Raw genomic sequence first — 25,739 nt, forward strand, 5'->3', positions numbered from 1 at the left:
CGGCTGGGGTGACGCACGCGCGCGTAGAGGTCCGCGTAGAGGTCCGCGTAGAGGTCTGGCGATGACGCACGCACGCGCGCGTGGCGGCCCCGCGATCCTCCCGTGCGGCCCCGCACCTCTCTGACCTGCTGCGTTAGGGTGAACACCCGAGCGCCCCCGCGCCCGCGTAGCTCGCACCGGAACACCCGGTGTTCCCGGCCCTCTTCTGGAGATCTCCCCATGCCCGCGCCCACCGTCCTGATCCTCCAGCACGTCGCGGTCGAGAAGCCCGGCCTGATCCTGGACGCGCTGGACGGCAGCGGGCTCGACGTCGACGTACGCAACCTCCTCGACACCCCGGACGTCGTCGCCGACGATCTCCCGCCGGTGTCCGAGCTCGCGGGGCTCGTCGTGATGGGGGGTCCCATGAACGCCGACGACCTGGCGGGGCACCCGGCGCTGAAGCTGGAGCGGGACCTGCTGGCCGACGCCGTGCGGACCGGGCTGCCCACGCTGGGCGTGTGCCTGGGCGCCCAACTGCTCGCCCGCGCCGAGGGGCTGGCCGTCCGGCCGGGCGCCGAGCTCGGCCACGGCAGCGAGATCGGCTGGTACCCCCTGGACGACGTGGACCGCGACGACCCCGTCGTCGGCCCGCTCGCCGACGCCCCCGCCGTCCTGCACTGGCACGGCGACCGCATCGTCCCCGCCCCCGGCACCCGCACCCTCGCCCGCACCGCCACCACCGAGTGCCAGGCGTTCCGGGCCGGATCCGCGGCCTGGGGGCTCCAGTTCCATCTGGAGGTCACCCCCGGCCTGCTCGACGACTGGCTCGCCGAGTCGTCCTTCTCCGCAGAGGCCATCGAGGCCCTCGGCGCCGACGCCCCGGACCGGCTGCGGGCCGACGCCCGCGCCGTCGCCGCGGGGCTGCGTCCCCTGGCCGAGCGGAGCCTGGCCCACCTGCGGTCCCTGTTCGTGGCCCGCGCCGGGCTCTAGGGCGGGTATCGGACGTCGGCCCCCGGCCCCGGTCACGCCGCTTTCGCGTCCTCACCGGCCAGGAACGGACGCAGCAGCTTGAGCAGGGCGTGCGGGCGGTGCAGCGGGATGATGTGGCCGCAGTCCTCGATGACGTGTCCGGTGAGATCGTCGGTGACCGGGCGGAGCTGACGTTCCAGCGCGGCACCGACGGGCCGGGCGCCCAACGCCATCGTCGGCACCGTCAGGCGGGCAGTGGCGACCGCCTGTTCGATCTGTACCGCGCTCTCGGGCAGCGCCCGGTAGTACGAGAACGCGCGGCTCAACGCCTGGCGGCCGGTGTACGCGCGGACGAAGGCGTCCCGCAGGGCGGGGCGCACCCCGTCGCCGAGGGTGCCGGCGCGCAGGAACCAGTCGACGTAGGCGGCCTCGTGGCCCTCCAGCACGGTCTCGGCGAGGCCGGGCGCGGAATGGAAGCCGAACCACCACGGCGGCCCGTCGGCGAGGAAGTCCTCGGCGACGGGCAGCCTGCCCAGGAGCGATTCCATGACGACCAGGCGCCGGACGAGACCGGGGCGACGATGGGCGAGGAGGAAGGCCGGCGCGGTACCCGCGTCGATGCCCACGACCGCGGCCGAGGACACGCCGAGCGTGGTGAGGAGCGCCGCGGCGTCCTCGGCCAGGGTGCCCGCGTCGTACCCGGAGGCGGCTCGGCTGCTCGCGCCGAAGCCGCGCAGGTCCGGCGCGATGACGCGGTAGCGGTCGGACAGGTCGGCCATGACGTCCGTCCACAGCTCCCAGGTGTGCGGGAAGCCGTGCAGCAGCAGTACGGCCGGGCCCGATCCGACCAGAGCGACGTTCAGTTCGACTCCGTTGACGGGGACGCGCCGCAGCTCGGGCATGGAGGGGCTCCAGGTGAGTGGTGAGGAATGGTGACCAGGTCACGCTAGGGAACTATCCTGGGCCGTCCAAGACGGCACTTTCCCTTCAGGTGGTGAGCCCTGAGTGACCACATCGAGGCCCGGCGAACCCGGTCGGCGGCCCGGTGAGCGGGGCGATCTGCTGGATCCGCGCTGCCCGACCCGTCAGTTGCTCGACCGGATCGGCACCAAGTGGACGTCGATGACGGTCAAAGTGCTGGCCGCGGAGGCTCCGGACGAGCTCCGTTTCGCGGAACTGCGGCGCCGTATCCCCGGCATCTCACAGAAGATGCTGTCCGTCACCCTGCAGAATCTGGTCCGCGACGGCCTGGTCGCGCGCCGAGTGGAACCCACCGTGCCGCCCGCCGTCCACTACCGGCTCACCGAGCTCGGCCTGTCCCTCGAAGGTCCGCTCTCCGCCCTGCGGGTCTGGGCCGAGACGCACATGGCGGAGATCGACCGCAGCAACCAGCTCGCCGACGGGGCACTGCCCGACTAGGGGCGGGCATCGAATCTGCTGATCACAGCCACTCGTTGAGGTCTTGAACAGGATTCACTTCCGACGCGCGCCCCGGTCGGACTCGGGCCTCTCCTCCGCGAGCACCCGCTGCGCCACCGCGAACGCCGCGTTGGCCGCGGGCACCCCGCAGTAAACGGCCGTCTGCAACAGGACCGCGCCGATCTCCTCCGGAGTGAGGCCGTTCGCGCGGGCCCCGCGGACATGCAGCGCCAGCTCGTCGAGGTGGCCGCCGGCGACCAGCGCGGTCAGCGTGATCATGCTGCGCTCGCGGCGCGCCAGCGTGGGGTCGGTCCAGATCTCGCCCCACGCGTACCGGGAGATGAAGTCCTGGAAGCGTGCCGTGAAGGGCGTGGTGACCGCCTGCGCGCGGTCCACGTGCGCGTCCCCGAGCACGGCCCGCCGCACCGCCGTGCCGTTGCCCGGCAGGCCCGTGAAGTGGGCGCGCAGCGCCGCCGCGACGGCGTCCGGGCGCTCGGCGGGCGCGAGGTGCGAGGCGCCCGGCAGCTCCATGAGACAGGCGCCCGGCACCCCGTCGGCGATCTCCCGCGCATGGGCGGGCGGCGTCGCCGGGTCCTCGCGCCCCGCGATCACCAGCGTCGGGACCTGGACCTCCGCCAGCGACTCCCGCAGGTCGTACGCGGCCAGCGCGTCGCAGCACGCGGCGTACGCGTCCGGGTCCGCCGCCCGGTGGTCCGCGACCAGCGCGGGCACCGTGAAACCGGGCGTGAACCACCGCTGGGGCGCCGACTCCGCGAGGTCGGCCAGCCCTTCCCCGCGCACCAGCGCGGCCCGCTCCCGCCACGGCTCGGCGCCCCCGAAGTGCGCCGAGGTGCAGATCAGGGCGAGGCCCGTCACGCGCTCGGGGTGCCGGGCCGCGAGATGCAGCCCCACGGCCCCGCCGATCGAGACGCCCGCGTACGCGAAGCGGTCGATGCCGAGCGCGTCGGCGAGGGCGAGGACGAGGTCCGCCAGCTCGGCGACCGTCGCGCCGGGCCCGATCAGGTCGGCGGGGGAGCCGCCGTGGCCCGGCAGGTCCCAGCGCACGACCCGGTGGGCGGCGGAGAGTTCGGGCGCGACGGCGTCCCACAGGGCGGTGGAGGTGCCCAGGGAGGGGCCGAGCAGGAGCGGGGGAGCGGTGGGCGCGCCCTCGACGGTGTGGTGCGGCAGCCCGCCGCTCGGTTCGGTGGTCAACGTCGCTCCAGGGCACGGTCGGTGAGGGGGCCCGCGGAACCGGTGTAGCGGGTGGGGTCGGTGAGTTCGGCGAGGGCCGTGAGGCCGACGTCCTTGAGGTCCGGCTCCTCGGCGAGGACGTCCGCGAGCGCGCTGCCCTCGGCGCGGGTGCGCCGCGCCGCACGGGTCAGCAGTTCCTTGGCGCGGGCCCGGCCCAGGAGCGGCGCGAGTTCGGCGGCCAGCCGCTCCGAGACGATCAACCCGCCGGTCAGGTCGAGGTGTTCCCGCATGACCTCCGGGTGCGCCCGCAGGCCCTCGGCCAGTTCGGCCGCGTCCCGCGCCGCACCCCCGGTGAGCCGCAGCAGATCGCGCAGCGTCTCCCATTCGGCGTGCCAGGCGCCCGCGGGCCGCTCGTCCTCCGCGGCCAGCGAGCCGTACAGGACGGCCGCGAGGGCGGGCGCGCGGCGCGCGGCGGCGGCGATCAGCGTGGCCCGCACCGGATTCGCCTTGTGCGGCATGGCCGACGAGCCGCCGCCCGCGCCTTCGGAGACCTCGGCGATCTCGGTGCGCGCGAGCGTGAGCACATCGGCGGCCGCCTTGCCGAGGGCGCCCGCCGTGAACGCGAGGGCGGCGGCGAGATCGGCCACGGGGGTGCGCAGGGTGTGCCAGGGCAGCGTGGGCGCGCACAGCCGGAGTTCGCGGGCCAGGGCGGCGACCAGCGCCTCCGCGGATCCGTCGTCGTCCTCGCGATCCCGGGACGACGGGGTCTCCCGGAACGAGTGGTGCGCCTGGGACGATGCGTACGCCCGGAACGACGCCAACGTGCCCGCCGCGCCGCCCAGTTGTACGGGAAGACTCTCCCGTACCCGGACGATCCGGTCCCGTGCGTCGAGGGTCAGCGACCGCCAGCCCGCCACCTTCAGGCCGAACGTCGTCGGCACCGCGTGCTGCGTGAGCGTACGGCCCGGCATCGCCGTGTCCCGGTGCGCCGAGGCCAGCCGCGCCCACGCCCGCTCCGTGCGCGCGAGATCAGCGAGGACCAGGTCCAGGGTGCGCGCGGACACGAGCATCAGCGCCGTGTCCAGGATGTCCTGACTGGTGGCGCCCCGGTGGACGTAGGGCGCGGCCTCGGCGGGCACCGCCGCCGTCAGCTCCGCCACCAGAGGGATCACCGGATTTCCGCCCTCCCGCGCGCGGAGGGCGAGAGCGCGCGCGTCGAAGCGGCGCGCGTCGGCCGCCCCGGTGACCGCCGCGGCCGCCTCCCGGGGAACCGGGCCCACCGCCGCCTGCGCGCGGCACAGCGCCGCCTCGGCGTCCAACAGGGCCTGAAGGAAGGCGGGATCACCGGTGGCCTCCTCGGCGGGAGAGCCCGCCGAGCCGGGCGAGAGCAGGCCGCTCACGGGAACTCCAGGAAGACCGTCTCGTCCGCCCCTTGGAGACGGACGTCGAAGCGGTACGTACGAGGGGACTCGCCCCGCGCGATCAGCGTGTCGCGCCGCTCCGGGGCCAGGGAGCCGAGCAGCGCGTCGCCGGGCTCGTCCACCAGGTACGCGCGCGTGAACAGATGCCGCAGCAGCCCGCGCGCGAAGACGGCGAGCGAGACGTACGAGACGCCGCCCGGCGGCAGCGTCCGCAGCGCCCAGTGGCCGTCCGCGTCGGTCGCCACGCGGCCGAACCCGGTGAACGCGACGCCGTCACGCCCCACGACCCGCCCCGTGACGGGGTCGTGCCGCAGCGATCCGGGCGCGCCCGCCCGCGAGCCGTCCGGGGCGGGCTGCCAGGTCTCGATCAGGGCGTCGGGGACGGGGCGTCCCGCGCCGTCGTACACGTACCCGTGCAGGGTGATCGTGTCCGGGTGGCCGGCGGGCGCCACGTCGCCGCCGCCGGGGAAGGGCAGCGCGTAGCCGTAGAAGGGGCCGACGGTCTGGGAGGGCGTGGGCGGGTGTGTGGTCATCAGAGCTGGTCGCCTTCCTCGAAGAGCGTCGCGGACGGGCCGTCGAGCACGATGTCCCAGTGGTGTCCGAGCGACCACTCGGGCACGGACAGGGCGTGGTCGTACGCGCAGACGAGGCGCCGGCGCGCGGCGTCGTCGGTCACCGAGTTCAGCACCGGGTCGTACGGCAGGAGCGGGTCCCCGGGGAAGTACATCTGGGTGACCAGGCGCTGGGTGAACGCCGTGCCGAAGAGCGAGAAGTGGATGTGCGCCGGACGCCAGGCGTTGACGTGGTTGCGCCACGGATAGGCGCCCGGCTTGATGGTCGTGAAGGAGTACGCGCCGTCGTCGTCGGTCAGACAGCGGCCGAAGCCCGTGAAGTGCGGGTCCAGGGGTGCCGGGTGCTGGTCGAGCTGGTGCGCGTACCGGCCGGAGGCGTTGGCCTGCCACAGCTCGACCAGCTGGCCGCGCACGGGCCGCCCGTGCCGGTCCAGGACCCGGCCGCTGACGGTGATCCGCTCGCCCAGCGGCTCGCCCTGGTGCTGCCGCGTCAGATCGCGGTCCAGGGCGGTGACGTCGGTGACGCCGAAGGCGGGGCCGCTCAGCTCCACCGCCTCGGGGTCGCGCACCGGTATCGGCGGGTGGTGGGGGTGGCGGAAGTGGGCGCTGCGGTAGGGCGGGTAGCCGAGCGGCGGCTGGTGCCCGCCGGTCGCCGCGGCCCGCGCCTTGGCGACCTCGGCGTCGATCGCCTCCTGGCTGAGCCCGTCGGGCAGGGGAGCGGGCAGGGCGGTGGGCAGGGCAGTGGGCAGGGGGGTGGACAGAGGTGTGGACGGGTCGGTGGGCAGGGAATCGGTGCTGGTCATCTCGTGCGGCTCCGTTTCTCGCGGCTCCGTGGCGGCGCGCGGGTTCATGCCGGGAACCCGTCCGGGACATGGATCTTGGCGGCGGTCCTCGCGATGATCTCCTCGACCGTCACGCGGGGGGCCGGCTCGACCAGCTCCAGGCCGCGTCCGGTCACCTCCAGGACGCCGAGGTCGGTGATCACCAGGTCGACGCAGGCCCGGCCGGTCAGCGGCAGCGTGCACGCGTCGAGGAGCTTCGCGGTGCCGTCCTTGGCGGTGTGGTTCATGACGACGATGACGGTGCGGGCGCCGTGCACGAGGTCCATCGCCCCGCCGATCCCGGTGATCAGCTTGCCGGGGACCGCCCAGTTGGCGAGGTCCCCGCGCGCGGAGACCTGCATGGCGCCCAGGACGGCGACGTCGATGTGGCCGCCGCGGATCATCCCGAAGGAGAGCGCCGAGTCGAAGTAGGCGGCGCCGGGCAGGACGGTCACCGTCTCCTTGCCCGCGTTGATCAGATCGGGGTCGACCTCGTCCTCGGCCGGGTAGGGGCCGACGCCGAGGATGCCGTTCTCGGACTCCAGGACCACCTCCACGCCCGGGGGTAGATGGTTGGGGATCAGGGTGGGCAGACCGATGCCCAGGTTCACGTACTGGCCGTCCTTGAGCTCGCGCGCGGCGCGGGCGGCCATCTCCTCACGGGTCCAGGCCATCAGCGGCTCACCGCCCCGGGGGCGGAATCCGGGTGCCGTTGCGCGTGCGTGGAATCCGACGGCCGTTCCGCGTGCGTGGAATCCGCGTGCCGCGTCACGGGCGCGGAGACCGTACGCCGCTCGATCCCCTTGTCCGCCGCCTGCTCCGGCGTGAGGGCGAGCACGCGCTGCACGAAGATCCCGGGCAGATGCACCTCGTCGGGATCGATCCCGCCGGGCTCCACCAGCTCCTCCACCTCGGCGACGGTGAGGCGTCCCGCCATCGCGGCCAGCGGGTTGAAGTTGCGCGACGACTTGCCGAAGACGAGGTTGCCGTGCCGGTCGCCCTTCGCCGCCCGCACCAGCGCGACATCCGTGCGGATCGCGCGCTCCAGGACGTAGGACGTGCCGTCGAACTCGCGCACCTCCTTGGGCGGCGAGGCGAGTGCGACCCCGCCCTGGCCGTCGTACCGCCAGGGCAGCCCGCCCTCGGCGACCTGCGTGCCCACCCCGGCCGGGGTGTAGAACGCGGGGATGCCGGCACCGCCCGCGCGCAGCCGCTCGGCGAGCGTGCCCTGCGGGATCAACTCGACCTCCAGCTCACCGCTCAGGTACTGCCGCGCGAACTCCTTGTTGGCGCCGATGTACGAGCCGGTCACGCGGGCGATGCGGCCGGCCGACAGGAGCACCGCGAGACCGGAGTCCATCGCCCCGCAGTTGTTGGAGACCACCCGCAGGCCGGAGACCCCGGACGCGTACAGCGCCCGTATCAGCTCGTTCGGCACGCCGCTCAGGCCGAAGCCGCCGACCGCGAGCGACGCCCCGTCGCGGACGTCGGCCACCGCGTCGGCGGCCGTGGCCACCACCTTGTCCATGCGCGCGGTCCCCTCTCCTTCGTCACTCCACCGCCCCGATTAATCAGGGCACTGACTATTTCGGCGAGGATAGGAGGGCGCGAAGAGCCTGGCAAGAGCGGTACGCATCCGAATGGCGGAGCGGGTATTGTTCAGTGCACCGATGAACTGGCCGTCGCAGAGGCGCCGCAGAGACGCGGCGATGAAGCGCACCGATGAAGCGCGTCGGTGAGACGCAGCGACGAGACACGTCGAGGAAGCGGAGGACCCCATGGCCGCGGTGGACCTTGCCACCCACCCCGGGCACCTGGCCCGGCGGCTCCAGCAGGCGCACCACCTGCTGTGGAACACGATGGTCTCCGAGGAGATCACCTCGCCGCAGTTCGCGGTCCTCAACACCCTCGTCGCCGAGCCCGGACTCGACCAGCGCACGGTGGGCGAGCGGGTGGGCCTCGACCGTTCCACCATCGCGGAGGTCATCAGCCGGCTGATCCGGCGCGGGCTGCTCGACAAGGTGCGCGACCCGCAGGACGGCCGCCGCTATCTGCTGGGCCTCACCGACGAGGGCAGGCGCACCCACCGCAGGCTGACCGTGCGCACGGCCCGGATGAACCAGGTCTTCCTCGCGCCGCTCTCCGCCGACGAGCAGTCCGTCTTCTTCGATCTGCTGCACCGCGTGGCGGACGCCGCCGAGGGGCTGCGCAACCCCGTGGAGCCGACGGCCCCGGCCCCGGCCCCGGCGGCCAAGGCCTGACCGCGCTCACGCCTTCGCGTACACCACCCACACCTGCCCCTCGGCGAACGGCAGTTCCTTGCCGTCGGGCGTCGTGAACTCCGTGCCGGCCCGTGCCGACGGACGGCTCCAGCGCGCGTCGTAGGCGCGCCCGTCCCGCAGGACGCGCGCGGTGCCCTCGCCGACCGTCTCGGTGAACGGCGAGACGCTGCCCGCGCGGTCGTGGAAGCGGGACGGCCGCACCTTCACGTACTGCACGACCACCGTGGTGGGGGCCAGCTCCTTGCCGCCCGACGTCCGTGCCCGCTCGCCGTCCATCGAGACGCGCCAACGGCCCTCGTACTCCACCCAGTCGAAGGTGAAGCTCGCCGCGGGGAAGCGCACCGTCCGCCGGGTGTCGGGCGTGCCGCCCGCCGGCTTCGGACCGAAGCGGATCCCCGCCCTCTCCAGGGCGCCCGAGTCCCCGCGCGGGAGGTCCTTCTTCAGGGCCTCCGGGCGCAGGAACAGGTTGTGCGGAGCGACCTTTCCGCCGCCCCGGTAGTAGGCGTCCCCGGGAGCCTTGCCCGGCGGCACGGCCCGCAGCGGGGCGTCGTCGATCAGGGGCAGCAGCTTGGACTGCGCTCCGGAGAAGGCGAGTACGGGGTCGTCGAACTGCCGCAGCAGTTCGAGATCCGTCTCGCGCGCGCTGCGCACCGGTCCCACGGCGGACGGGAAGCGCGACGCGTACACCGCCATCAGCCGGCTGAGTCCGGCCTCCACCTGCTCGACGTACACGATGTCCGCGGCGTCGAGACCGGTCTGCGGCCGGGCCGGGCGGACATTGTCGATCTTCACGGCGAGCACGGTGCCGCCCCCTCCGCCCGCGTCGGACGGCGGCCTGCCGTCCGCCCCGGAGGGGTCGATCGTGCAGCCGGCCGCCAGGGCGGCGAGTGCGATCGCCACCGCCGCCCCGGTGGGTACGCGCGTGCGGGTCCGCCGTCTCATGCGGTGGTCCTACCCCGTCCTGCCCCGTACGCACCGACGCGCGGCCCCTCAGCCCAGATCGAGCGCGTTGCGCAGGCCGAGGCGGTACCGCGTGCGGTCGTGGCGCTTGAGTACCTCGACCGCGGGAATGCGGTGCAGCGGTGTCACCGTGCACCGCTCGGCCTGCGACCCCACCCGCTCCAGCAGCGCGTTGACCGCCTGCCGGGCCGAGGCGTTGGCGCCCTCCATCGTCGCCAGGTCGATGTCCACGGAGACGTAGTCGCCCGCCAGGAAGAGGTTCGGGATCTTCGTGGCGGCCGACGGCCGGTTGTGGAAGGTGCCCACGGGGTGGATGAGGAGCTGGTCCTCGTTGGTCGGGTTCGGGGTGCCGAGGCCGTCGACGCCCGGGTCGAGGAACCACGAGTGCAGCTTGCCGTCGCTCAGGACCGTCTTCCCGGTGTCGTTGAGGGACGCCTTGAGCTGGGCCCACACCTCCTTGGCGACCTCGTCGCGGGTGCACTGCTTGGCGGTCTTGCCGTACAGGATCCCCGGCTTGTCCCACTCGGAGATGTCCACCGACAGACAGTCGACCGCCGCGCCGTCGCCGTAGTCGGCGGGGAAGTCGCGCTCGGGCCAGTGCCCGGCCTGCGCGATGCCCGTCAGCGACCAGGGCGAGTCGATGCAGTTGAAGTGGCCCTTCACGGTGGCTGGACGCTCGGTCAGATAGAACTGGATGCCCGTCATCCAGTCCGTCTCCAGCTTGTCGCAGCGCGCCAGCTGCGGGTCCGCCGCCTTCAGGGCGGCGCTCCACGTGCCGCGCGCGTGCTCCACCGGCATGGCCTGGACGTAGTGGTCGGCGGTGATGTCGCGCCGCGCGCCGCCCGGTTCCTCGATCACGGCCCGGGTGATCCGGCCGCCGTCGAACGCCAGCTCGCGCACGGTCCAGCCGATCCTGAACTCCACGCCCAGTGAGGTGAGATGGGTCACCCAGGGGTCGATCCACGCCTCGTTCGTCGGCGCGTTCAGGACCCGGTCGGGCGGGCCGTCCGCGCCCTGGCCGAGCGCGTTGAAGACGAAGGCCTCGCCGAGCGTGCCGACGGTCCGCGTGCTCGCCTCCTCGGCCTTCGTCGCCACGATGTTGCGGGTGACGCCGATCGCGAGGATGCGCTGGTAGTCCTTCGACATCCGCTCGGCGCGCACGAACTCCCACCAGGGCGTCGACTCCCAGTCGTCGTCGCGGCGCTCGTCGCAGCTGGTCAGGAAGACCAGGGCGCGGTTGACGAAGTAGGCGGCCTCGTGGGCGGGCAGGTTGAACGCGGTGTCGAGCAGCGCGGTGAGCGCCCGCCGGATGTCGTCGAGGGTGAGCTCCTCGGGCTTGCTGCCGGGCCACGGGATCGGCATGCGGATGTCCTCGCGGCCGGTGCGCGCGAACGACATCTCGCGCGGCGCGACGAGGTTGTCCCACACGCCGTTCGCGTTCCCGGGGAAGGGGATGCGGCGCATCGTGTCCGGGAGGTTGTGGTAGATCCCGGGGATGAACCGGAAGCCGTGCTCGCCGGGCAGCGGTCTGCGGTTGCCCTTGGCGCTGTTCGGTACGTCCATGCTGCGGGCCTTGCCGCCCAGTGCCCTGCGCTCGTACACCGTGACGGCGAAGCCGCGTTCGGCCAGCTCATGGGCGGCGGTGAGGCCCGCCACGCCGCCGCCGAGCACGGCCACGGACTGCTTCGCGCGCGGGGCGCCCGGCGCGGCGGCGGCCGCCGGCAGCGCTCCCGCCCCCACGCCCAGCGCGGCCGCCCCGCCGACCGCCGCGGCCCCCGCGACGAACCCCCGCCGCGTGCTTCCCTCGGCACGACTGTGCCCCATGTCCCGCCCCCCTTACCGTCGGTAACTGACGTGTCAGGCGCAGGAGCATACGGTTGCGATCAGTGGGGTGGAAGATACCCGGGGGTCGAGTCGAACATTGGCGTGATTGGGGTGGGTGGCGGGCCCCGGAGGAGCGGGCCCCGGAGGAGCGGGACCCGGAGGAGCGGGCCCCGGAGGGGCGGGATCCGGAGAGGCGTGGGGCGAGGGGCGAGGCCCGTGAGGTCAGGCCCGGGGGCCGAGCGCGTCCGTGAGGGAGTAGCTCACCGGCTCCTCCAGCTGGGCGTAGGTGCAGCCCTCCGGGTCCCGGTCGGGGCGCCAGGTGCGGAAGCGGACCGTGTGGCGGAAGCGGCGCCCGCCCTCCATGTGGTCGTACGCCACCTCGCAGACCCGCTCCGGGCTCAGCGGCACCCACGACAGGTCCTTCTTGCCGGACCAGCGGCTCGGGGCGCCCGGCATGCGGGCGCTCTCGTGGGCGGCCTCGTCCGTCCATGCGGCCCACGGGTGCCCCGCCGTGGACTCCATCCGCAGCGGCTCCAGCTCCTCGACCAGCTCCGCCCGGCGCTTCATGGTGAAGGCCGCGGCGACGCCCACGTGCTGCAGGGCGCCCTCGCCGTCGTACAGGCCCAGCAGGAGCGAGCCGACGACGGGCCCGCTCTTGTGGAAGCGGTAGCCCGCGACCACGACGTCCGCCGTGCGCTCGTGCTTGATCTTGAACATGAGCCGTTCGTTCTGGCGGTAGCGCAGGTCCAGCGGCTTGGCGATCACGCCGTCGAGGCCCGCGCCCTCGAACTGCTCGAACCACTCCCGCGCCACCTCGGGGTCCGTGGTCGCCGGAGCCACGTGGACCGGGGCCGTGACCCCGGACAGCGCCTTCACCAGGAGGGCGCGCCGGTCCGCCAGGGGTACGTCGAGCAGCGCCTCGTCCGCGAGCGCCAGCAGGTCGAACGCCACGAACGAGGCGGGGGTGCGCTCGGCGAGCAGCGCGACCCGTGACGCCGCCGGGTGGATGCGCTCCGTGAGCGCGTCGAAGTCGAGGCGCCCGTCCCTGGCGATCACGATCTCGCCGTCCATCACGCAGCGCTCCGGAAGGCGCTCGCGCAGGGCCTCGACCAACTCGGGGAAGTAGCGGGTCAGCGGCTTGCCGGTGCGGCTGCCCAGCTCGATCCGGTCACCGTCGCGGAAGACGATGGCGCGGAAGCCGTCCCACTTGGCCTCGTACTGCATGCCCGGCGGGATCTTCGCCACGGGCTTGGCGAGCATCGGCTTCACGGGCGGCATCACCGGCAGGTCCATGGTTCAAATCTAGGAGGTGTCCACACAGTCCGCCTGTTCAGCTCACGTCCAGAAAGGCCAGGTCAGAGCCTGGACATCCAGGGCGGACACCAGACGACAAGTAGCCCCGGGCACGGTTCCGCGTGAGCGAAGCGCGGCTGTTGCTGTCCATCCGGTGTGTATGAGATCTGTGCTGTGTTGGTTCGTCGTCGCGGATGAGGCGACCGCATAGGACGCACCAGCCAGGGGCCTGAGCAGGCCGTGAGTCGGTCATGAACCCTCGCTCGTGTGGGTGCTGTGCCGGGTGGACGCTGCTTCGGCTCGCAGGGCACGCCACGCACGCCAGAGTTGCAGCGCGCTACCGCATTCCTCGTGAGCCAGACACCGACCGCAGTTCTCGACGTGCGTGAGCAACGCCTTATATGTCTCCTGTACCCGCTGGTCCTCGGCGGGCGTCTCGGTCACGCTCACCACGGCCTTCCCTGGCTGCTGCTGCGGGCGATGGCGACCAGCGAGGCGATGGCCTGCACGGCACACAGGTCACCGGGGACGCGAGGCGGGACCGCCCAGTAGAGGCCGGTCGGGCCGCGCAGGTCGGACGCGGGAACGGTCACGTAGTGGCCCTTCCCCAGCATCGGTGCCTCGGGACACGTCCACCGCGACACCGGGTACACCTCGGTGAGGGCATGGAACTGGTTCTTCGGCCGGCCATGGATCACCGGGCCATCGAGCAGTTGGGCGAGCGTCGCCGCGGTGACCTCCAGGTCGTCTGACCCTACGGCAGCGCGCATGATCCGGGCGTTGAGACAGACGCTGTTGAAACGCGATCCCACCGGGAGCAGCGTGAGTCCGTGCTCCCGCCAGTCGTCGTGGGCCTTGCGTGCGTTGTCCTGGGAGCGTGCAAGCCAGTCAAACGCGGCGTACACCAGGTCCGGAGAATTGCCACTTCCCGTGCTCAGGGTGCGGCCCGTACTGTCGGCCATGGTCGACTCCTTCTCAGTCGGCTAGCCGCCGGATCACGCTGCATGTGGTCCGGCGGACTCGCGTTGAGCCCCAGCGCGGGCGGGTTCTGGAGGCCGGGTAGCCTCGCGCCCGTGCGAAGGCTGCTTGCTGAGGGTCGACCCACCGACGGGACGTATCTCGCCCCCGAACAGGGACAGTTGAGATGTCCGGGCGCTAGCCTGAAGAAGGCCCAAATGTCGGGGGGAGAAGCCTTGAACACAACGCTTCGTCAAGCTATGGATGCGGCGCATCAGTCACCGCGGCGTCTTGCTGCGCGCATCGGAGTCACCAGCAAGACAGTGGAGCGCTGGTTGGCGGACGAAGACCTCGTGCCACATGCTCGGAACAGGGAAGACGCTGCCCGCGCGTTGGGAGTGGATGAAGACATGCTCTGGCCAAAAGCCATCAAGGAGAGGCTGAAAGTTGGGGGAGACCTGGAGATCGTCGAGTCCTTCCCATACCGCTCTGCGGCGCCATCGACCCTCTGGGCTTCCTTGATCGAAGAGTCTCGGAATGATCTCTTCCTGAGCGGCTACACCAACTACTTCTTCTGGACCCAAGTGCCGGCGTTCTCGCAGGTTCTGCGGCGCAAGACCAAGCAAGGCGTTCGGGTGCGCTTCCTCCTGGGGGACCCGGACGGAGAGGTCACCCGACAGCGTGAGGTCATCGAGGACGTTGCCCTGGCAGTCTCAACGCGTATCCACATGACCTTGGAGGAGCTGAAACGCGTCGGGAACCTCGAGGGCCTGGAGGTTCACTTCAGTGCGCCGGAGGACGCGGTCAACCACGTCAGTTTGAGCGTCTTTCGGTTCGATGAGCAGGAGTTGGTAACTCCACACTTGGCAAGGCTTGTTGGTCACGACTCTCCGTTGATGCACCTGCGGAGGGTTAAGGACGGCGGCATGTTCGACCGCTTCTCGGAGCACGCCGAAGAGCTGTGGTCGCGTTCCCGGCCCGTGGCTGAGCGGACTTGAAGACACTGAAATCAAGAGAGAGGCCTGCCGTCCTCCGGAGGCCTCTCTGGTCTGTTTGCTCGCGCGGTGTGACTACACGTTCCCGGTAAGGCTGGTGTAGAACTCCTGCGGGTGCGCTGAAGGGTGTCCCGCAAATGATTTCTGGGTCGGCATGGGCAAGGCTGTGCGATGTGCGGCTGCTCGCTCAACCGACGAGGGTGAGGCGGTGCAGGCGGGCGAAGGCGCTCGACGTGGGCCCGGATTGCGGTGAGAGGCGTTGTGTTCCTCATGACCCCTGCGAAGACGGCATTCAGGGACGCGACAAGGATGGTGACAGTGGCGGCTGACATGCCCGCAGGGTGCTCACGCGGGAGACCCGAACGATGCCGACCTGAGTAGATTCTGAGGTCCAGGGAGAGGGGCTGGCTGATGGCTGCTGACTGGTGGGCGCGCGGGATCGCGATGGGCGCCGCCGGGTTTGCCGGAATCAATATGATCGTGTCCGCCAAGACCTACCGAAGGGTCCGCCCCAAGCTGAAGATGAAGGCGGAGCGACGCAGTAAGCATCCGGTGCCGCAGAACGATATCGAGGGGAGCCCTCGGAGTGCCTACATGTTCCGTCTGCGGCTGATCAACGAGGGAACAACCCCCCTTGGTGTTGAAAGGGTTGAGCTGTACACCCGTGACAGTCGTTGGCCCTTCAAGCGTCTGAGGTTGGTGAAGGGCACTCGTAGGCTGAAACCCGTGACCGTAGATGGGCTCTCCGGCGTGATCTACCCCTTGGTCCTGTCCTCCGAGTCGCTTCTGCACAAGGGCAGAGGCCCCCTCTATGCACGCACCCAAGCGACGCTCACCAACGGCCAGATTGCCCGTGGCCGCAGGATGTGGCGTTTCCCGGGCTTGAAAGATCAGCCTGAGCCGCCGCGGGAGACGGTGCAGGGCGTGGGGGAGTAGCGGGCTGCGCAGAGGGCGCTATGTGACGTCCGTGCGCCTCCAGGAGGTCCGGGGGATGATCCCGCCCACCGTCGTCACGTGCACGCCGTGCCGCTCCGCCAACTCGATTCTGCGGCATCTTGTCATAATATTGTTCGATGTGCGGCATATGTCCGGCACGTCTAGCGTGGCTCGCATGGGTGCAGCCAAGGGCAAGAGCGCGGCCGTGGAGATCGACACGGGGGAGCGGACGGTGCGCCTGTCGAGCCCGGACCGCGTGGTCTTCCCCGAGCGGGGCTTCACCAAGCTGGACCTCGCCCGGTACTTCGTCGCCGTCGGCCCCGGCATCCTGCGCGCCCTGCGGAACCGCCCCACGACACTGGAGCGCTACCCGGAGGGCGTGACCGGCGAGTCCTTCTACCAGAAGCGCGCCCCGAAGAACCTGCCCGACTGGATCCCCACCGGCACCATCGCCTTCCCCAGCGGGCGCACCGCGGACGAGATCTGTCCCACCGAGGTCGCCGCCGTCGTCTGGGCCGCCCAGTACGGCACCCTCACCTTCCACCCCTGGCCCGTGCGGCGCGACGACCCCGACCACCCCGACGAACTCCGCATCGACCTCGACCCGCAGCCCGGCACGGACTACGCCGACGCGGTCCGCGCCGCCCACGAACTGCGCGCCGTTCTCGACGAGTTCGGCGGCCTGGTGGGCCGGCCCAAGACCTCCGGCGGCCGTGGCCTGCACGTCTTCGTGCCGATCGCGCCGCGCTGGACGTTCACCGAGGTCCGCCGCGCCGCCATCGCCTGCGGGCGCGAGCTGGAGCGGCGGATGCCGGACGCGGTCACGACCGCGTGGTGGAAGGAGGAGCGCGGGGCGCGGATCTTCGTGGACTACAACCAGACGGCCCGCGACCGCACGATCGCCTCCGCCTACTCCGTACGGGCCCGCCCCCACGCGCCCGTGTCGGCGCCGCTGCGCTGGGACGAGGTCGACGACGCGGTGCCGGAGGACTTCGACGTCGCCACGATGCCGGAGCGCTTCGAGCGGCTCGGCGACGTCCATGCGGACATGGAGGACCAGGCGTACGCCCTCGACGCCCTGCTCGAACTCGCCGACCGCGACGAGCGCGACCGGGGCCTCGGCGATCTGCCGTATCCACCGGAGTACCCGAAGATGCCGGGGGAGCCGAAGCGGGTCCAGCCGAGCCGGGCGAAGCACGAGGACGCCTGACCGCACGGCCACTGACAACGGTGCCCCCGCCCACTGAGGGGCGAGGGCACCGAGTGCGGTCGCACCGAGTGCGGTCGCACCGTTAAGTCCGGCGCGGCACCACGCATTCACCTGCGGTGGCGCCGCGAACCGGCGCTACAACTCCTTGATCCTGATGTCCCGGTAGGACACCACGTCCGTCACGCCGTGGACCTGGAGCCCGACGTAGCCGGACGCGTAGCGGCGGCCGTCCGTGCCCGGGTCGTCGCCGCGCGGCGGCACGAACTCCTGGCCGCCGGTGTTGTCGAACTCGTTGAGGAGCACGCCGTTGCGGTAGATCGAGTAGTGCTGGTCCACCACGCGGATCTCGTAGTCGTTCCACGTGCCCTTCGGGGTGACACCGGCGCCGGCCAGGCCCACCCGGTCGAAGCCGTAGATCGACGCCGTCTTGTACATGTCGCCGTCGGGCCGGTCGTGGACCTGGATCTCATGGCCGTACTTGATGGCGACCCACTCCGGACGCGACTCCTCCGGGTGGTCGTGGACCTGCGGGAAGCGCACGAATACACCGGAGTTGGTGTTGCCGTTGCCCGGTGCGTCGTCCCGCCACTGGAGCTTCAGCGAGAAGTCGCCGTACTTGCGCTCCGGGAACCACAGCATGCCCATGCCCTCGACGCTGGTGGAGCTGGTGATGGTGCCGTCGTCATTGAGGCCGAACTTGCCGCCGCCCACCTGCTCCCACTTGTCCAGGGACGCCTGGGTGCCGTCGAAGAGCTTGCGGTAGCCCTCGGTCTGGCCGGGCTTGCCGATGCCGGACTGCTTGGCGGCACGGTTGATCTTGTTGTACTCGCGCTGGTCGATCTCGCCGGCCTTCAGGAGCCTGTCCGTGACGGTCTTGACGTGCTTGAGGAACAGCGCGTGCGACGTCCACTCCTTCTCGTCCTCGATGAGTTCGTTGATGCGGCAGCGGTTGTTCGTGACGCGGTTCGGGATGCCCGTGTCGACCGTGCCCACGATCACCGTCGACCGCTCGTCGAACTCCGGGCAGTTGGGGGCCGGGACCCCGCCGCCCCGGGAGACGGTGAAGGACACGTCCTTCGCCGCGGAGGTGTTGCCCGCCTTGTCGCTCGCCCGGTAGGCCACCGAGTGGCGGCCCGCGCGGTCGACGACGACCGGCGCCTCGTAGGCGAGATACGGGCCCCCGTCGAGGGAGTACTCGACCTTGGCGACGCCCGAGTCCGCGTCCGTCGCGGTGACCGTCACCTTCGCCTTGCCGAGGTAGGCGCCGTCCGAGTCCTTGTCGCCCTCGACCTTCGCCGAGGTCTCCGGAGGCGTCTTGTCCTCGACCGGCGGCGCGACCACGGTGAACTCCACGGACTTCTCCGCGGCCTGGTTGCCCGCCTTGTCGGACGCGCGGTAACGGACCTTGTGGGTGCCCGTCTCGTGGACCATGACCGGCGCGGTGTACGCGGTCCAGGCGCCGTCGCCGATCGCGTACTCGATCTTGTTGACGCCGGACCCGGTGTCGGACGCCGTCACCGTGACCGTCGCCATGCCGACGTACTGCCCCTGGTCGTTCTTCTCGCCGGTCACCGTGGCCGACGTCTCCGGAGGCGTCTTGTCGTCCGTCGGCGGCGCGACGACCGTGAAGTCGGCGGACTTCTCGGCCGCGACGTTGCCCGCCTTGTCGGTGGCCCGGTAGCGGATCTTGTGGGTGCCGACCTGGTCGACGACGACGGGCGCGGTGTACGGCTGCCAGGCGCCGTCCGCCCCCACCGCGTACTCGATCCGGTCGACGCCCGAGCCCTCGTCCGTCGCGGTCACCGCCACCGTCGCCGAACCGACGTACGCGCCATCGGCGTTGGTGGTCCCCTCGACCTTGGCAGCGGCCACCGGCGCCGTGGTGTCCTCGCCGCCGCCCTCGGTCACGACGAGGATGCCCTGCATCGAACCGTGGCCCGGGATCGTGCAGTGGTAGCGGTAGCGGCCCGGGGTGAGCGTCACCTCCGCCGTGTGCTTGCCGCCCTGCGCGTCACTGGGGTTGGCCAGGATGTTGAGCGGGACGTCGTTGTTGTACTCCGGGTCCGAGACGTCGAACGTCAGGGTGTGCGGCATGCCCGTGGTGTTGCCGGTCGCCTCGCTGTTCTCGAAGACGATCGTCGTCGGACCCGCCACCGCCGTGGTGGGCGCCGACTTGTATTTCGTGATGTCGTTGTCGGCGGTCCAGGTCAGGGTCTGGGCCTGTGCGGCGATCCCGGGGTTGTCGGGACGCGCGGTGGCCACGGACGTGAGGCCGAGGACCATCAGGAGCGCCGCGAACAGCGCTGTATACAGTCTTCGCTTTCTGGATCCAGTACGCGATGTACTGCCGAAAGCCTTCCAGGACGCGCGCATCATCCCGCCTTCCTCGCCAGGTCGCCCGCGGCCGGCGTCGCCGCGCCGCCCTTGTACGTCACGCGCCACAGCGCCGACTTGGCGTCCGAGGTGAAGAAGCCCCTGCCGTAGTCGAGGACGTACAGCGAGCCGTCCGGCGCGAACTTCCAGTCCATGAGGTTCTTGATGCCGTCGTTGCCGATCGGAATGATCTTCTTCAGCGATTCGGCGTGCACGGGAATGCCCCCGCCGCCGACGGTCTTCGGGTCGGTGAGCACCGCGTGCCGCGGCTGGTCGCCGTCGTAGAAGTCGCCGACGAACCACTTGCCGTCCCAGTAGGAGGGCCACTTGTCGGCGCTCGGGTTCGCCGCGTCGTAGCGGTAGACCGGGCCGTTCATCGTGGCCTGGCCGCCGCCCTTGAGCCACGGCAGGAGCAGCTTCTGCTCCTCCGTCTTGTAGCTCGGCACGCCGTTCGCGTCGCGCGGGTAGTCCACGCCGCCGCCCTGCGGCGAGTACCAGATGTTGTTGGGCTCGGCCGGCGGGATCTTCACCAGGCCGTCGTTGTTGGGCGACTCGTTCTTGAGGTTCTTGCAGTCGTACCAGCCCAGCGGCTTCGTCGGGTCGGGCAGATTGCGGTCGCGGTAGGGCTGGTTGTTGCCCATGCAGTACGGCCAGCCGCGGTTGGAGGCGTGGGTGATCGCGGCGAACGTGTCGTACTTCGCCGGGCCCCAGGTCGTCGACGGCGCGGAGGCGTCCGGGCCGACCCAGCCCGCATACAGCGTGTCGGTCTTCTTGTCGACGGAGATGCGCGCCGGGTTCCTGACGCCCATCACGTAGATCTCGCCCCGCGTCTTGCCGCCGCCCTCGTCCGGCTCCTTGCCCGTGAAGAGGTTGCCCGAGGGGAGCGTGTACGTCCCGTCCGGCTCCGGGTGGATGCGCAGGATCTTGCCGTTGAGGTTGTTGGTGTTGCCCGCGGTGCGGCGCGCGTCGGCGAAGGAGACGCCCTTGAAGTTGGGCTGCGGGTTGTTGCCCGAGTAACCGTCGGTGAATCCGGAGGAGTTGTTGTCGCCGGTGGCGATGTAGAGGTTGTCCTTGGAGTCCCACGCCATCCCGCCGCCCGCGTGGCAGCAGCTGTGGATCTGCACAGGCCACTTCAGGAGGACCTTCTCGCTGCCCATGTCCAGCTTGTCGGTGGCCTGGTCGAGGGTGAAGCGGGAGACGTAGCGCTCCGCCATGTGCGTCTCACGGTTGATCTTCGAGTGGGGCGTGTAGTGCAGGTACACCCAGCCGTTCTGCGCGAACTTCGGGTCGAGCTCGATGCCGAGCAGGCCCTCCTCGACCTTGATCAGCTCGTCGCCGCCGCCCTTGTTGCCGAAGACCGACAGGGCGCCCGCGAGCGTCACCTTCTTGGTCTTCGGGTCGTAGACGTGGATCTCGCCCCGGCCCTTGCCGATGTCCGGGTTGTTCCAGTCGGTGACCACGGGCTGGGAGGAGTCGGCACCGCCGCGGCCGATGTAGAAGACCCGTCCGTCGGGCGCGGTCACCAGGCCGTGCGGCTCGCCGATCTGGTCGTTCTGGCCCGGCTGGTTGGGCTGGGTGAGGCGTTCCGCCTTGTAGTTGGCGTTGATCGTCGACTTGCAGTCGGCGCGCGCGATGCGCGTCGTCCACAGCAGGGCGCCGCGCAGATGGCCGCGGAAGTCCGCCTCGTCGTACGAGGCGGCCGTGCCGCCCATGCCGGTGTAGAAGGAGCGCCCGCCGTCGTAGTCGCGGCACCACGACACCGGGTGGTCCCACCCGTTCTTGCTGTCACCGGGCTTGTATGTCGACTCCCGTACACGGGCGACTGTATGCACATCGCCGGACGGGTTCTTCGCCCAGTTCAGCCACCGGTCGGGGCGCTTCCACTGGAGGGGCAGGTCCTTGGTGGCCGGGTTCTCGCGGTCGCCGACCTCGACAGTGGCGCGCTGGACGTCCGTCGGGCCGGAGTCCGCGGGCCGGGCGCCGATCAGGCCGGTGAACCAGCTGGAGTACGGCTCGGCGCGGGCGGCGTCGTGGATGCCGAGGAAGCCGCCGCCGGCCTCCATGTAGGCCTCCAGGCCCGCCTCCTGCTCGGCGTCGAGGACGTCGCCGCCGCCGGTCAGGAAGGTCACGGCGTTGAACTTGCCGAGCTTCGCCTCGTTCGTGAACACGGACGGGTCGTCCGTCGCCTCGATCCTGAACCGCTGCGCGGCCGGGCCCGATTGGCCGATCTTCTCGATCGCCTCGATGCCGGCGTTGACGACGGGCGACTCCTCGCCGTCGGCCGCCGAGCCGTGGAAGACCAGCACCTTGACGTTGGCGCCGCCGGGCGGCGACGGGAGGGACATCGTTGTCAACGGCGGGTCCGGATAGGGCCGCGCCGAGGCGGCCTGGGCGGACAGCGCGCCCGTGACCAGGGCCCCGGACATCAGGACGGCCGCCCAGGCCCGGTGCGAACGGTTCGGTCTGCGTCGAGTTCTGCTCAACCCTCGGATGTCCAAGGGTCGTTGATGCGGTGTGCGCCGCATGAGTACACCCACCCCTCGTCGGTCACAGCAACAGCGCCGACGAAGCTAGACCTCTTTCCGCAACTCGCCAATAGGTATCACCGCGATAGCGCAAACTTTGTCCTGCGTGTGGATAAACGAAGATCCCGCCGATACCGTGTGGCCGTCCCCGGGGCCTCCTGCGCCCCGTCAGTCTCCGTACCGCAAGGGGGAGTTCGGCATGGACCGACGGAGCTTCAACCGGAGGATGCTGGTCGGCGGCGCGGCTGCGGCGGCGGGCGTGACATCGTTGTCGCTCGCCAACGCGCCGGACGCGAGCACGGCCGAGGCGCCGCCGAGGACGGCGCCCGCGGGCGGCGAGGTCAAGCGCATGAAGCTGTACGCGGAGAAGCTCCCCGACGGGCAGATGGGGTACGGCCTGGAGAAGGGCAAGGCCAGCATTCCGGGCCCGCTCATCGAGCTGAACGAGGGCGACACCCTGCACATCGAGTTCGAGAACACGATGGACGTGGACGCCAGCCTGCACGTCCACGGCATGGACTACGAGATCTCCAGCGACGGCACCCGGCACACCAAGAGCCATGTGGAGCCGGGCGGCAAGCGCACCTACACCTGGCGCACGCACGCCCCCGGCCGCCGCAAGGACGGCACCTGGCGCCCCGGCACCGCGGGCTACTGGCACTACCACGACCACGTGGTCGGCACGGACCACGGCACCGGCGGCGTGCGGAAGGGGCTCTACGGCGCGCTGATCGTGCGCCGCAAGGGCGACCTGCTGCCGGACAAGACCTTCACCGTCGTCTTCAACGACATGACGATCAACAACAAGGCGGGCCACGACAGCCCCGCCTTCGAGGCCACCGTGGGCGACCGGGTGGAGTTCGTGTCGATCACGCACGGGGAGTACTACCACACGTTCCATGTGCACGGTCATCGCTGGGCGGACAACCGCACGGGCATGCTGACCGGCCCCGACGACCCGAGCCAGATCCTCGACGACAAGATCACGGGCCCCGGCGACTCGTTCGGCTTCCAGGTCATCGCGGGCGAGGGCGTGGGCGCCGGGGCGTGGATGTACCACTGCCATGTCCAGAGCCACTCGGACATGGGGATGGCGGGCCTGTTCCTCGTGAAGAAGGCCGACGGGACGATCCCGGACTACGAGCCGCACCACGCGGGAGCGGCCTCGAAGAAGGACTCCGGAGACAAGAGTTCTGGAGACAAGGCCTCCGGAGCCGCCAAGGACACGGAGACGTCAGGGACGTCGGGCCACGAGCACCACTAGCTCCCGGCGCGCAGCTCCTTGAGCAGCCCGGACAGCATCCCGGCGCGCTCCTCCGGGTCGGGAAAGTCGTCCGAGGGGCCGCCGCGGTCCGCCCATCCCGACGCCTCCAGACGCTCCAGGCGTTCGACGAGGCGGGGGCGCAGGTCGTCGGGGAGGCCGAAGTCGTCCTCCGCCGCCGCGCCGGCGAGCCCCGACACGAACTGCCAGTGCACATCGGGGTCCTCGAACGCGTGGAGGAGACGGTCGTACGCGTCGGGAACGCCCCGGCCGAGCGCGTCGCCGAGAGCGATCGCGCGCAACTCGGGGACCGGCGCGTCGAGACAGCGCTCCAGGGCGTCGGCGGCGGCATGGGCGTTGCGCTCCTCGACGCAGTGGAGGTTCGCGAGCGTCACGGCGGCGCCCACGCGCACGCCGTCGTCCTCGTCGTGCTCCAGCCGTTCGGCGAGCCCCTCCACGGCCGCGCGCTCCGCCGCCGAGCCCGAGGCCATCGGGTGGAGTCCTTCGGCGGCGGCCTTGCGCACCCGCGCGTCGGCGTGCCGCAGCCCGTCGAGGAAGAGGGGGAGGGGCGGGTCGGCCAGGGGGGCGTGCACGTTCAGGTAGTCGTAGCAGGACAGCGCCTCGCTCAGGACGAGCGCGTCCGGCTCGCCCGCGACCAGGCGGTCCAGCGTCTCCCGCACCCGGCCGTACCGGAACACGTCGTTGAGCAGCAGGAGATCGGAGAGCGCCGACATGCCGAGGACCACCCGGTCCGGGTCCTCGTCGGCGCACAGGTCCAGTGCCTCGTCGACCATCAGGCCGACCCGTGCGCGCTCCGTCGAGGAGTCCTCCTCGGACGGTCGGGTGAGGGCGACGAGGGCGTCGGTGCGCTCCGTGCCGCCCGGGGGCAACGACAGCGCCTCGGCGAGGCCGGCGCGCATCCGGGACCGCACGCGGTCGGCCTCCTCCGGAGAGAGCGGTTCGTTGCGGCGCAGGACGGCAGAGACCAGGATCACGGCGAGCTCGAACGCCAGTTGGCGTTCGAAGGTCTCCGGCCGACCGAGCCCGGCGAGGCCCCGCGCGCTCCAGCCGTGCCCGCGCAGGGACGTGAGCCGCTCGCGCATGTCGTCGTAGAGGTCCTCGCCCACGGCCAGGGGGGCGGGGCTCCCGCCGAGTTCCGTCATGAAGGCGGTCCAGGCCCGCACGAAGCCCTCGGGGTCGTCGAGGTGCTCGGCGACGAGCCGTTCGGTGCGCTCGCGTACGGCGGTGTCGCGGCGCAGCGTCACGGCGAATCCGTCCACCACCGTCTCGTGGAAGTCGTCCGTCCACGGCTCGCGCGCCACGGCCTGCGCCAACTCGCGCAGCGCCCACTCCAGGTCGGCCGACTCCGCGGCCTCGGCCGCCGCCCCGGCGCGGACGCCCGCGTCCGGGTCCCGCAGGGCCGCCGCAAGACGCTCCTGGAGCTCGGCCTGCTTGCGCTCTCTCCGCTTCTTGAACATGGGAGCAGCGTATGCGCGGCGGCTCCGGGGCATGCGCCCCACGGTCCCCTCGCGAGGGAACCCGTCCCGGCGCACCCGTCCCGCGTGGCGATGGCGCCCTCGCCGGGCCCTGGGCGGCACCCGTACGGAAGGATGCCTCCTGACACCGTCAGGGAGGAGTGAGCGAAGGTGACCGAGGAACCGCGTCCCACCCTGGAAGCCGTGGCCGCCCGTGCCGGGGTCTCCAGGGCCACCGTCTCCCGCGTGGTCAACGGCGACCCGGGGGTACGTGAGGTGCTCGCCGCGAAGGTGAGACGCGCGGTCGACGAGCTCGGCTACGTCCCCAACCGCGCCGCCCGCAGTCTGGTGACCCGGCGCCACGACGCGGTCGCCGTGGTGATCGCGGAGCCGGAGACCAGGGTCTTCGCCGATCCGTTCTTCGCGCTGCAACTGCGCGGGATCAGCAAGGAGTTGACGGCGCACGACGTCCAGCTTGTGCTGCTGCTCACCGAGGGGCGGGACGACCACGAGCGGGTGGGCCGCTATCTCGCGGGCGGCCATGTCGACGGCGCGCTCGTCTTCTCGCTGCATCTGGACGACCCGCTGCCCGGCATCATCGGCAGGGCGGGGGTGCCCACGGTGTTCGGCGGACGTCCCGGGTGGGCGGACGCCGGGCGTGGCCCCTCGGGCGAGCGGGCCCTTCCGGTGGACCTCTGCGATCCCGTCGCCCCGTACGTCGACTGCGACAACCGCGGTGGTGCGCGCGAGGCGGTGCGCCACCTGGTGGGGCTCGGCCGCGGCCGGATCGCGCACATCACCGGCCCCCTCGACCAGACCTCCGCGGTCGACCGCCTGGACGGCTTCCGCGACGTGCTGGCCGATGTGGATCCCCGGCTGATCGCCGAGGGCGACTTCACCCCGGCGGGCGGCGAGCGCGCGATGCGGGAACTCCTCGACCGGGTCCCCGACGTGGACGCCGTCTTCGCCGCCAACGACCTGTCGGCGTCCGGCGCGCTGCGCGTGCTGCGCGAGCGCGGCAGAAGGGTGCCGGACGACGTGGCGGTGGTCGGCTTCGACGACATGCTGCCGGTGGCCGAGCAGGCCGACCCGCCGTTGACGACGGTCCGTCAGGACATCGAGGAAATGGGCCGGTTGATGGCCCGCATGCTCCTGCGCGGCAGGGGAGGCGCCGGGGTCGGCCCGGAGCTCGCCCCTGTGGTCCTGCCGACGGCCCTGGTGCGCAGGGCCTCGGCATAACGGGTCTGGACCACCGGGGGCGATGCCGCCTCGG

At 71.5% G+C, this 25,739-nt stretch carries 22 protein-coding genes; 8 read left to right on the plus strand and 14 right to left on the minus strand.

Going from position 1 to position 25,739, the window contains the following annotated elements:
- Positions 1 to 219: 219 nt before the first annotated feature.
- Positions 220 to 972, plus strand: coding sequence for a hypothetical protein (locus tag AB0L89_RS04390; protein WP_365134129.1), 753 nt, complete (start codon positions 220 to 222; stop codon positions 970 to 972).
- A 32-nt stretch (positions 973 to 1,004) separates the two neighbouring features.
- Here the strand turns inward: AB0L89_RS04390 and AB0L89_RS04395 are convergent, their stop codons facing one another.
- Positions 1,005 to 1,853 carry an alpha/beta hydrolase gene (locus tag AB0L89_RS04395; RefSeq protein WP_365134132.1) on the minus strand — a complete coding sequence of 283 codons (849 nt, stop codon included), beginning with the start codon at positions 1,851 to 1,853 and terminating at the stop codon, positions 1,005 to 1,007.
- Between the two features lie 103 nt (positions 1,854 to 1,956).
- On the opposite strand from AB0L89_RS04395, the gene AB0L89_RS04400 reads away from it, so the two are divergent.
- Positions 1,957 to 2,370, plus strand: a complete 414-nt coding sequence (locus AB0L89_RS04400) for a helix-turn-helix domain-containing protein (protein ID WP_365134135.1) — start codon at positions 1,957 to 1,959, stop codon at positions 2,368 to 2,370.
- A 54-nt stretch (positions 2,371 to 2,424) separates the two neighbouring features.
- Here the strand turns inward: AB0L89_RS04400 and pcaD are convergent, their stop codons facing one another.
- From pcaD to AB0L89_RS04430, 6 genes are all read right to left on the minus strand, one after another.
- A complete protein-coding gene (gene pcaD / locus AB0L89_RS04405) occupies positions 2,425 to 3,582 on the minus strand; it encodes a 3-oxoadipate enol-lactonase (protein ID WP_365134138.1) in 1,158 nt (385 codons plus the stop codon).
- Positions 3,579 to 4,961, minus strand: a complete 1,383-nt coding sequence (gene pcaB, locus AB0L89_RS04410) for a 3-carboxy-cis,cis-muconate cycloisomerase (RefSeq protein ID WP_365134141.1) — start codon at positions 4,959 to 4,961, stop codon at positions 3,579 to 3,581. Before pcaB ends, pcaD begins: the two co-directional genes overlap by 4 nt.
- A complete protein-coding gene (gene pcaG / locus AB0L89_RS04415) occupies positions 4,958 to 5,515 on the minus strand; it encodes a protocatechuate 3,4-dioxygenase subunit alpha (RefSeq protein WP_365134144.1) in 558 nt (185 codons plus the stop codon). The genes pcaB and pcaG overlap by 4 nt, the downstream gene beginning before the upstream one ends.
- Positions 5,515 to 6,267: a protocatechuate 3,4-dioxygenase subunit beta gene (gene pcaH / locus AB0L89_RS04420; protein WP_365135530.1), complete on the minus strand. Its 753-nt coding sequence runs from the start codon at positions 6,265 to 6,267 to the stop codon at positions 5,515 to 5,517. Before pcaH ends, pcaG begins: the two co-directional genes overlap by 1 nt.
- A gap of 134 nt (positions 6,268 to 6,401) precedes the next feature.
- Positions 6,402 to 7,049: a CoA transferase subunit B gene (locus AB0L89_RS04425; protein ID WP_365134147.1), complete on the minus strand. Its 648-nt coding sequence runs from the start codon at positions 7,047 to 7,049 to the stop codon at positions 6,402 to 6,404.
- Positions 7,049 to 7,903: a CoA transferase subunit A gene (locus AB0L89_RS04430; protein WP_365134150.1), complete on the minus strand. Its 855-nt coding sequence runs from the start codon at positions 7,901 to 7,903 to the stop codon at positions 7,049 to 7,051. The genes AB0L89_RS04425 and AB0L89_RS04430 overlap by 1 nt, the downstream gene beginning before the upstream one ends.
- 250 nt (positions 7,904 to 8,153) lie before the next feature.
- Between AB0L89_RS04430 and AB0L89_RS04435 the strand changes: the two genes are divergently transcribed.
- Complete coding sequence (locus tag AB0L89_RS04435) at positions 8,154 to 8,636, plus strand: MarR family transcriptional regulator (RefSeq protein WP_365134152.1); 483 nt, start codon at positions 8,154 to 8,156, stop codon at positions 8,634 to 8,636.
- Between the two features lie 6 nt (positions 8,637 to 8,642).
- On the opposite strand, the gene AB0L89_RS04440 is transcribed toward AB0L89_RS04435, so the two are convergent.
- The 4 genes from AB0L89_RS04440 to AB0L89_RS04455 form a co-directional block, all read right to left on the minus strand.
- Complete coding sequence (locus AB0L89_RS04440; RefSeq protein WP_365134155.1) at positions 8,643 to 9,599, minus strand: DUF3048 domain-containing protein; 957 nt, start codon at positions 9,597 to 9,599, stop codon at positions 8,643 to 8,645.
- 48 nt (positions 9,600 to 9,647) lie between these two features.
- On the minus strand, positions 9,648 to 11,441 hold the full coding sequence (locus AB0L89_RS04445) for an FAD-dependent oxidoreductase (protein WP_365134158.1): 1,794 nt from the start codon (positions 11,439 to 11,441) through the stop codon (positions 9,648 to 9,650).
- A 222-nt stretch (positions 11,442 to 11,663) separates the two neighbouring features.
- A complete protein-coding gene (locus tag AB0L89_RS04450) occupies positions 11,664 to 12,734 on the minus strand; it encodes an ATP-dependent DNA ligase (protein ID WP_365134161.1) in 1,071 nt (356 codons plus the stop codon).
- Between the two features lie 446 nt (positions 12,735 to 13,180).
- Positions 13,181 to 13,696, minus strand: a complete 516-nt coding sequence (locus AB0L89_RS04455; protein WP_365134164.1) for a hypothetical protein — start codon at positions 13,694 to 13,696, stop codon at positions 13,181 to 13,183.
- A gap of 405 nt (positions 13,697 to 14,101) precedes the next feature.
- Here AB0L89_RS04455 and AB0L89_RS04460 point away from each other — a divergent pair, with 405 nt between their 5' ends.
- From AB0L89_RS04460 to ligD, 3 genes are all read left to right on the plus strand, one after another.
- Positions 14,102 to 14,689 (plus strand): XRE family transcriptional regulator, encoded by a 588-nt coding sequence (locus AB0L89_RS04460; RefSeq protein WP_365135533.1) that lies wholly within the window; start codon positions 14,102 to 14,104, stop codon positions 14,687 to 14,689.
- Positions 14,690 to 15,097: 408 nt separating this feature from the next.
- Positions 15,098 to 15,622: a hypothetical protein gene (locus AB0L89_RS04465; protein WP_365134167.1), complete on the plus strand. Its 525-nt coding sequence runs from the start codon at positions 15,098 to 15,100 to the stop codon at positions 15,620 to 15,622.
- A gap of 175 nt (positions 15,623 to 15,797) precedes the next feature.
- Positions 15,798 to 16,832 carry a non-homologous end-joining DNA ligase gene (gene ligD / locus AB0L89_RS04470; RefSeq protein ID WP_365134170.1) on the plus strand — a complete coding sequence of 345 codons (1,035 nt, stop codon included), beginning with the start codon at positions 15,798 to 15,800 and terminating at the stop codon, positions 16,830 to 16,832.
- Between the two features lie 135 nt (positions 16,833 to 16,967).
- Here the strand turns inward: ligD and AB0L89_RS04475 are convergent, their stop codons facing one another.
- Complete coding sequence (locus tag AB0L89_RS04475; protein ID WP_365134173.1) at positions 16,968 to 19,115, minus strand: family 16 glycoside hydrolase; 2,148 nt, start codon at positions 19,113 to 19,115, stop codon at positions 16,968 to 16,970.
- Positions 19,116 to 19,204: 89 nt separating this feature from the next.
- Positions 19,205 to 21,730, minus strand: coding sequence for a ThuA domain-containing protein (locus tag AB0L89_RS04480; RefSeq protein WP_365134176.1), 2,526 nt, complete (start codon positions 21,728 to 21,730; stop codon positions 19,205 to 19,207).
- 199 nt (positions 21,731 to 21,929) lie between these two features.
- On the opposite strand from AB0L89_RS04480, the gene AB0L89_RS04485 reads away from it, so the two are divergent.
- Entirely contained in the window at positions 21,930 to 22,994 is a 1,065-nt protein-coding gene (locus AB0L89_RS04485; RefSeq protein WP_365134179.1) for a multicopper oxidase domain-containing protein, read from the plus strand.
- Here AB0L89_RS04485 and AB0L89_RS04490 read toward each other — a convergent pair.
- A complete protein-coding gene (locus tag AB0L89_RS04490) occupies positions 22,991 to 24,469 on the minus strand; it encodes a HEAT repeat domain-containing protein (RefSeq protein WP_365134182.1) in 1,479 nt (492 codons plus the stop codon). The two genes, AB0L89_RS04485 and AB0L89_RS04490, sit on opposite strands and share 4 nt — an antisense overlap.
- 168 nt (positions 24,470 to 24,637) lie before the next feature.
- On the opposite strand from AB0L89_RS04490, the gene AB0L89_RS04495 reads away from it, so the two are divergent.
- The gene (locus tag AB0L89_RS04495) at positions 24,638 to 25,705 is read left to right on the plus strand and encodes a LacI family DNA-binding transcriptional regulator (protein WP_365134185.1); all 1,068 of its coding nucleotides are present in this window, start codon (positions 24,638 to 24,640) and stop codon (positions 25,703 to 25,705) included.
- Positions 25,706 to 25,739: the final 34 nt, after the last annotated feature.

The organism is Streptomyces sp. NPDC052114 (genome assembly GCF_040680155.1).
Lineage (GTDB): Bacteria > Actinomycetota > Actinomycetes > Streptomycetales > Streptomycetaceae > Streptomyces.

Bases quoted from the DNA above. Each gene is read 5' to 3' on its own strand.
- pcaG (WP_365134144.1), bottom strand. From the start codon at position 5,515: ATGACCACACACCCGCCCACGCCCTCCCAGACCGTCGGCCCCTTCTAC.
- AB0L89_RS04440 (WP_365134155.1), bottom strand. From the start codon at position 9,599: ATGAGACGGCGGACCCGCACGCGCGTACCCACCGGGGCGGCGGTGGCG.
- AB0L89_RS04485 (WP_365134179.1), top strand. From the start codon at position 21,930: ATGGACCGACGGAGCTTCAACCGGAGGATGCTGGTCGGCGGCGCGGCT.
- AB0L89_RS04450 (WP_365134161.1), bottom strand. From the start codon at position 12,734: ATGGACCTGCCGGTGATGCCGCCCGTGAAGCCGATGCTCGCCAAGCCC.
- AB0L89_RS04455 (WP_365134164.1), bottom strand. From the start codon at position 13,696: ATGGCCGACAGTACGGGCCGCACCCTGAGCACGGGAAGTGGCAATTCT.
- ligD (WP_365134170.1), top strand. From the start codon at position 15,798: ATGGGTGCAGCCAAGGGCAAGAGCGCGGCCGTGGAGATCGACACGGGG.
- AB0L89_RS04395 (WP_365134132.1), bottom strand. From the start codon at position 1,853: ATGCCCGAGCTGCGGCGCGTCCCCGTCAACGGAGTCGAACTGAACGTC.
- AB0L89_RS04490 (WP_365134182.1), bottom strand. From the start codon at position 24,469: ATGTTCAAGAAGCGGAGAGAGCGCAAGCAGGCCGAGCTCCAGGAGCGT.
- AB0L89_RS04445 (WP_365134158.1), bottom strand. From the start codon at position 11,441: ATGGGGCACAGTCGTGCCGAGGGAAGCACGCGGCGGGGGTTCGTCGCG.
- AB0L89_RS04475 (WP_365134173.1), bottom strand. From the start codon at position 19,115: ATGGTCCTCGGCCTCACGTCCGTGGCCACCGCGCGTCCCGACAACCCC.
- AB0L89_RS04425 (WP_365134147.1), bottom strand. From the start codon at position 7,049: ATGGCCTGGACCCGTGAGGAGATGGCCGCCCGCGCCGCGCGCGAGCTC.
- AB0L89_RS04480 (WP_365134176.1), bottom strand. From the start codon at position 21,730: ATGCGGCGCACACCGCATCAACGACCCTTGGACATCCGAGGGTTGAGC.
- AB0L89_RS04435 (WP_365134152.1), top strand. From the start codon at position 8,154: ATGGCCGCGGTGGACCTTGCCACCCACCCCGGGCACCTGGCCCGGCGG.
- AB0L89_RS04465 (WP_365134167.1), top strand. From the start codon at position 15,098: ATGGCTGCTGACTGGTGGGCGCGCGGGATCGCGATGGGCGCCGCCGGG.
- AB0L89_RS04390 (WP_365134129.1), top strand. From the start codon at position 220: ATGCCCGCGCCCACCGTCCTGATCCTCCAGCACGTCGCGGTCGAGAAG.
- AB0L89_RS04460 (WP_365135533.1), top strand. From the start codon at position 14,102: ATGCTCTGGCCAAAAGCCATCAAGGAGAGGCTGAAAGTTGGGGGAGAC.
- AB0L89_RS04430 (WP_365134150.1), bottom strand. From the start codon at position 7,903: ATGGACAAGGTGGTGGCCACGGCCGCCGACGCGGTGGCCGACGTCCGC.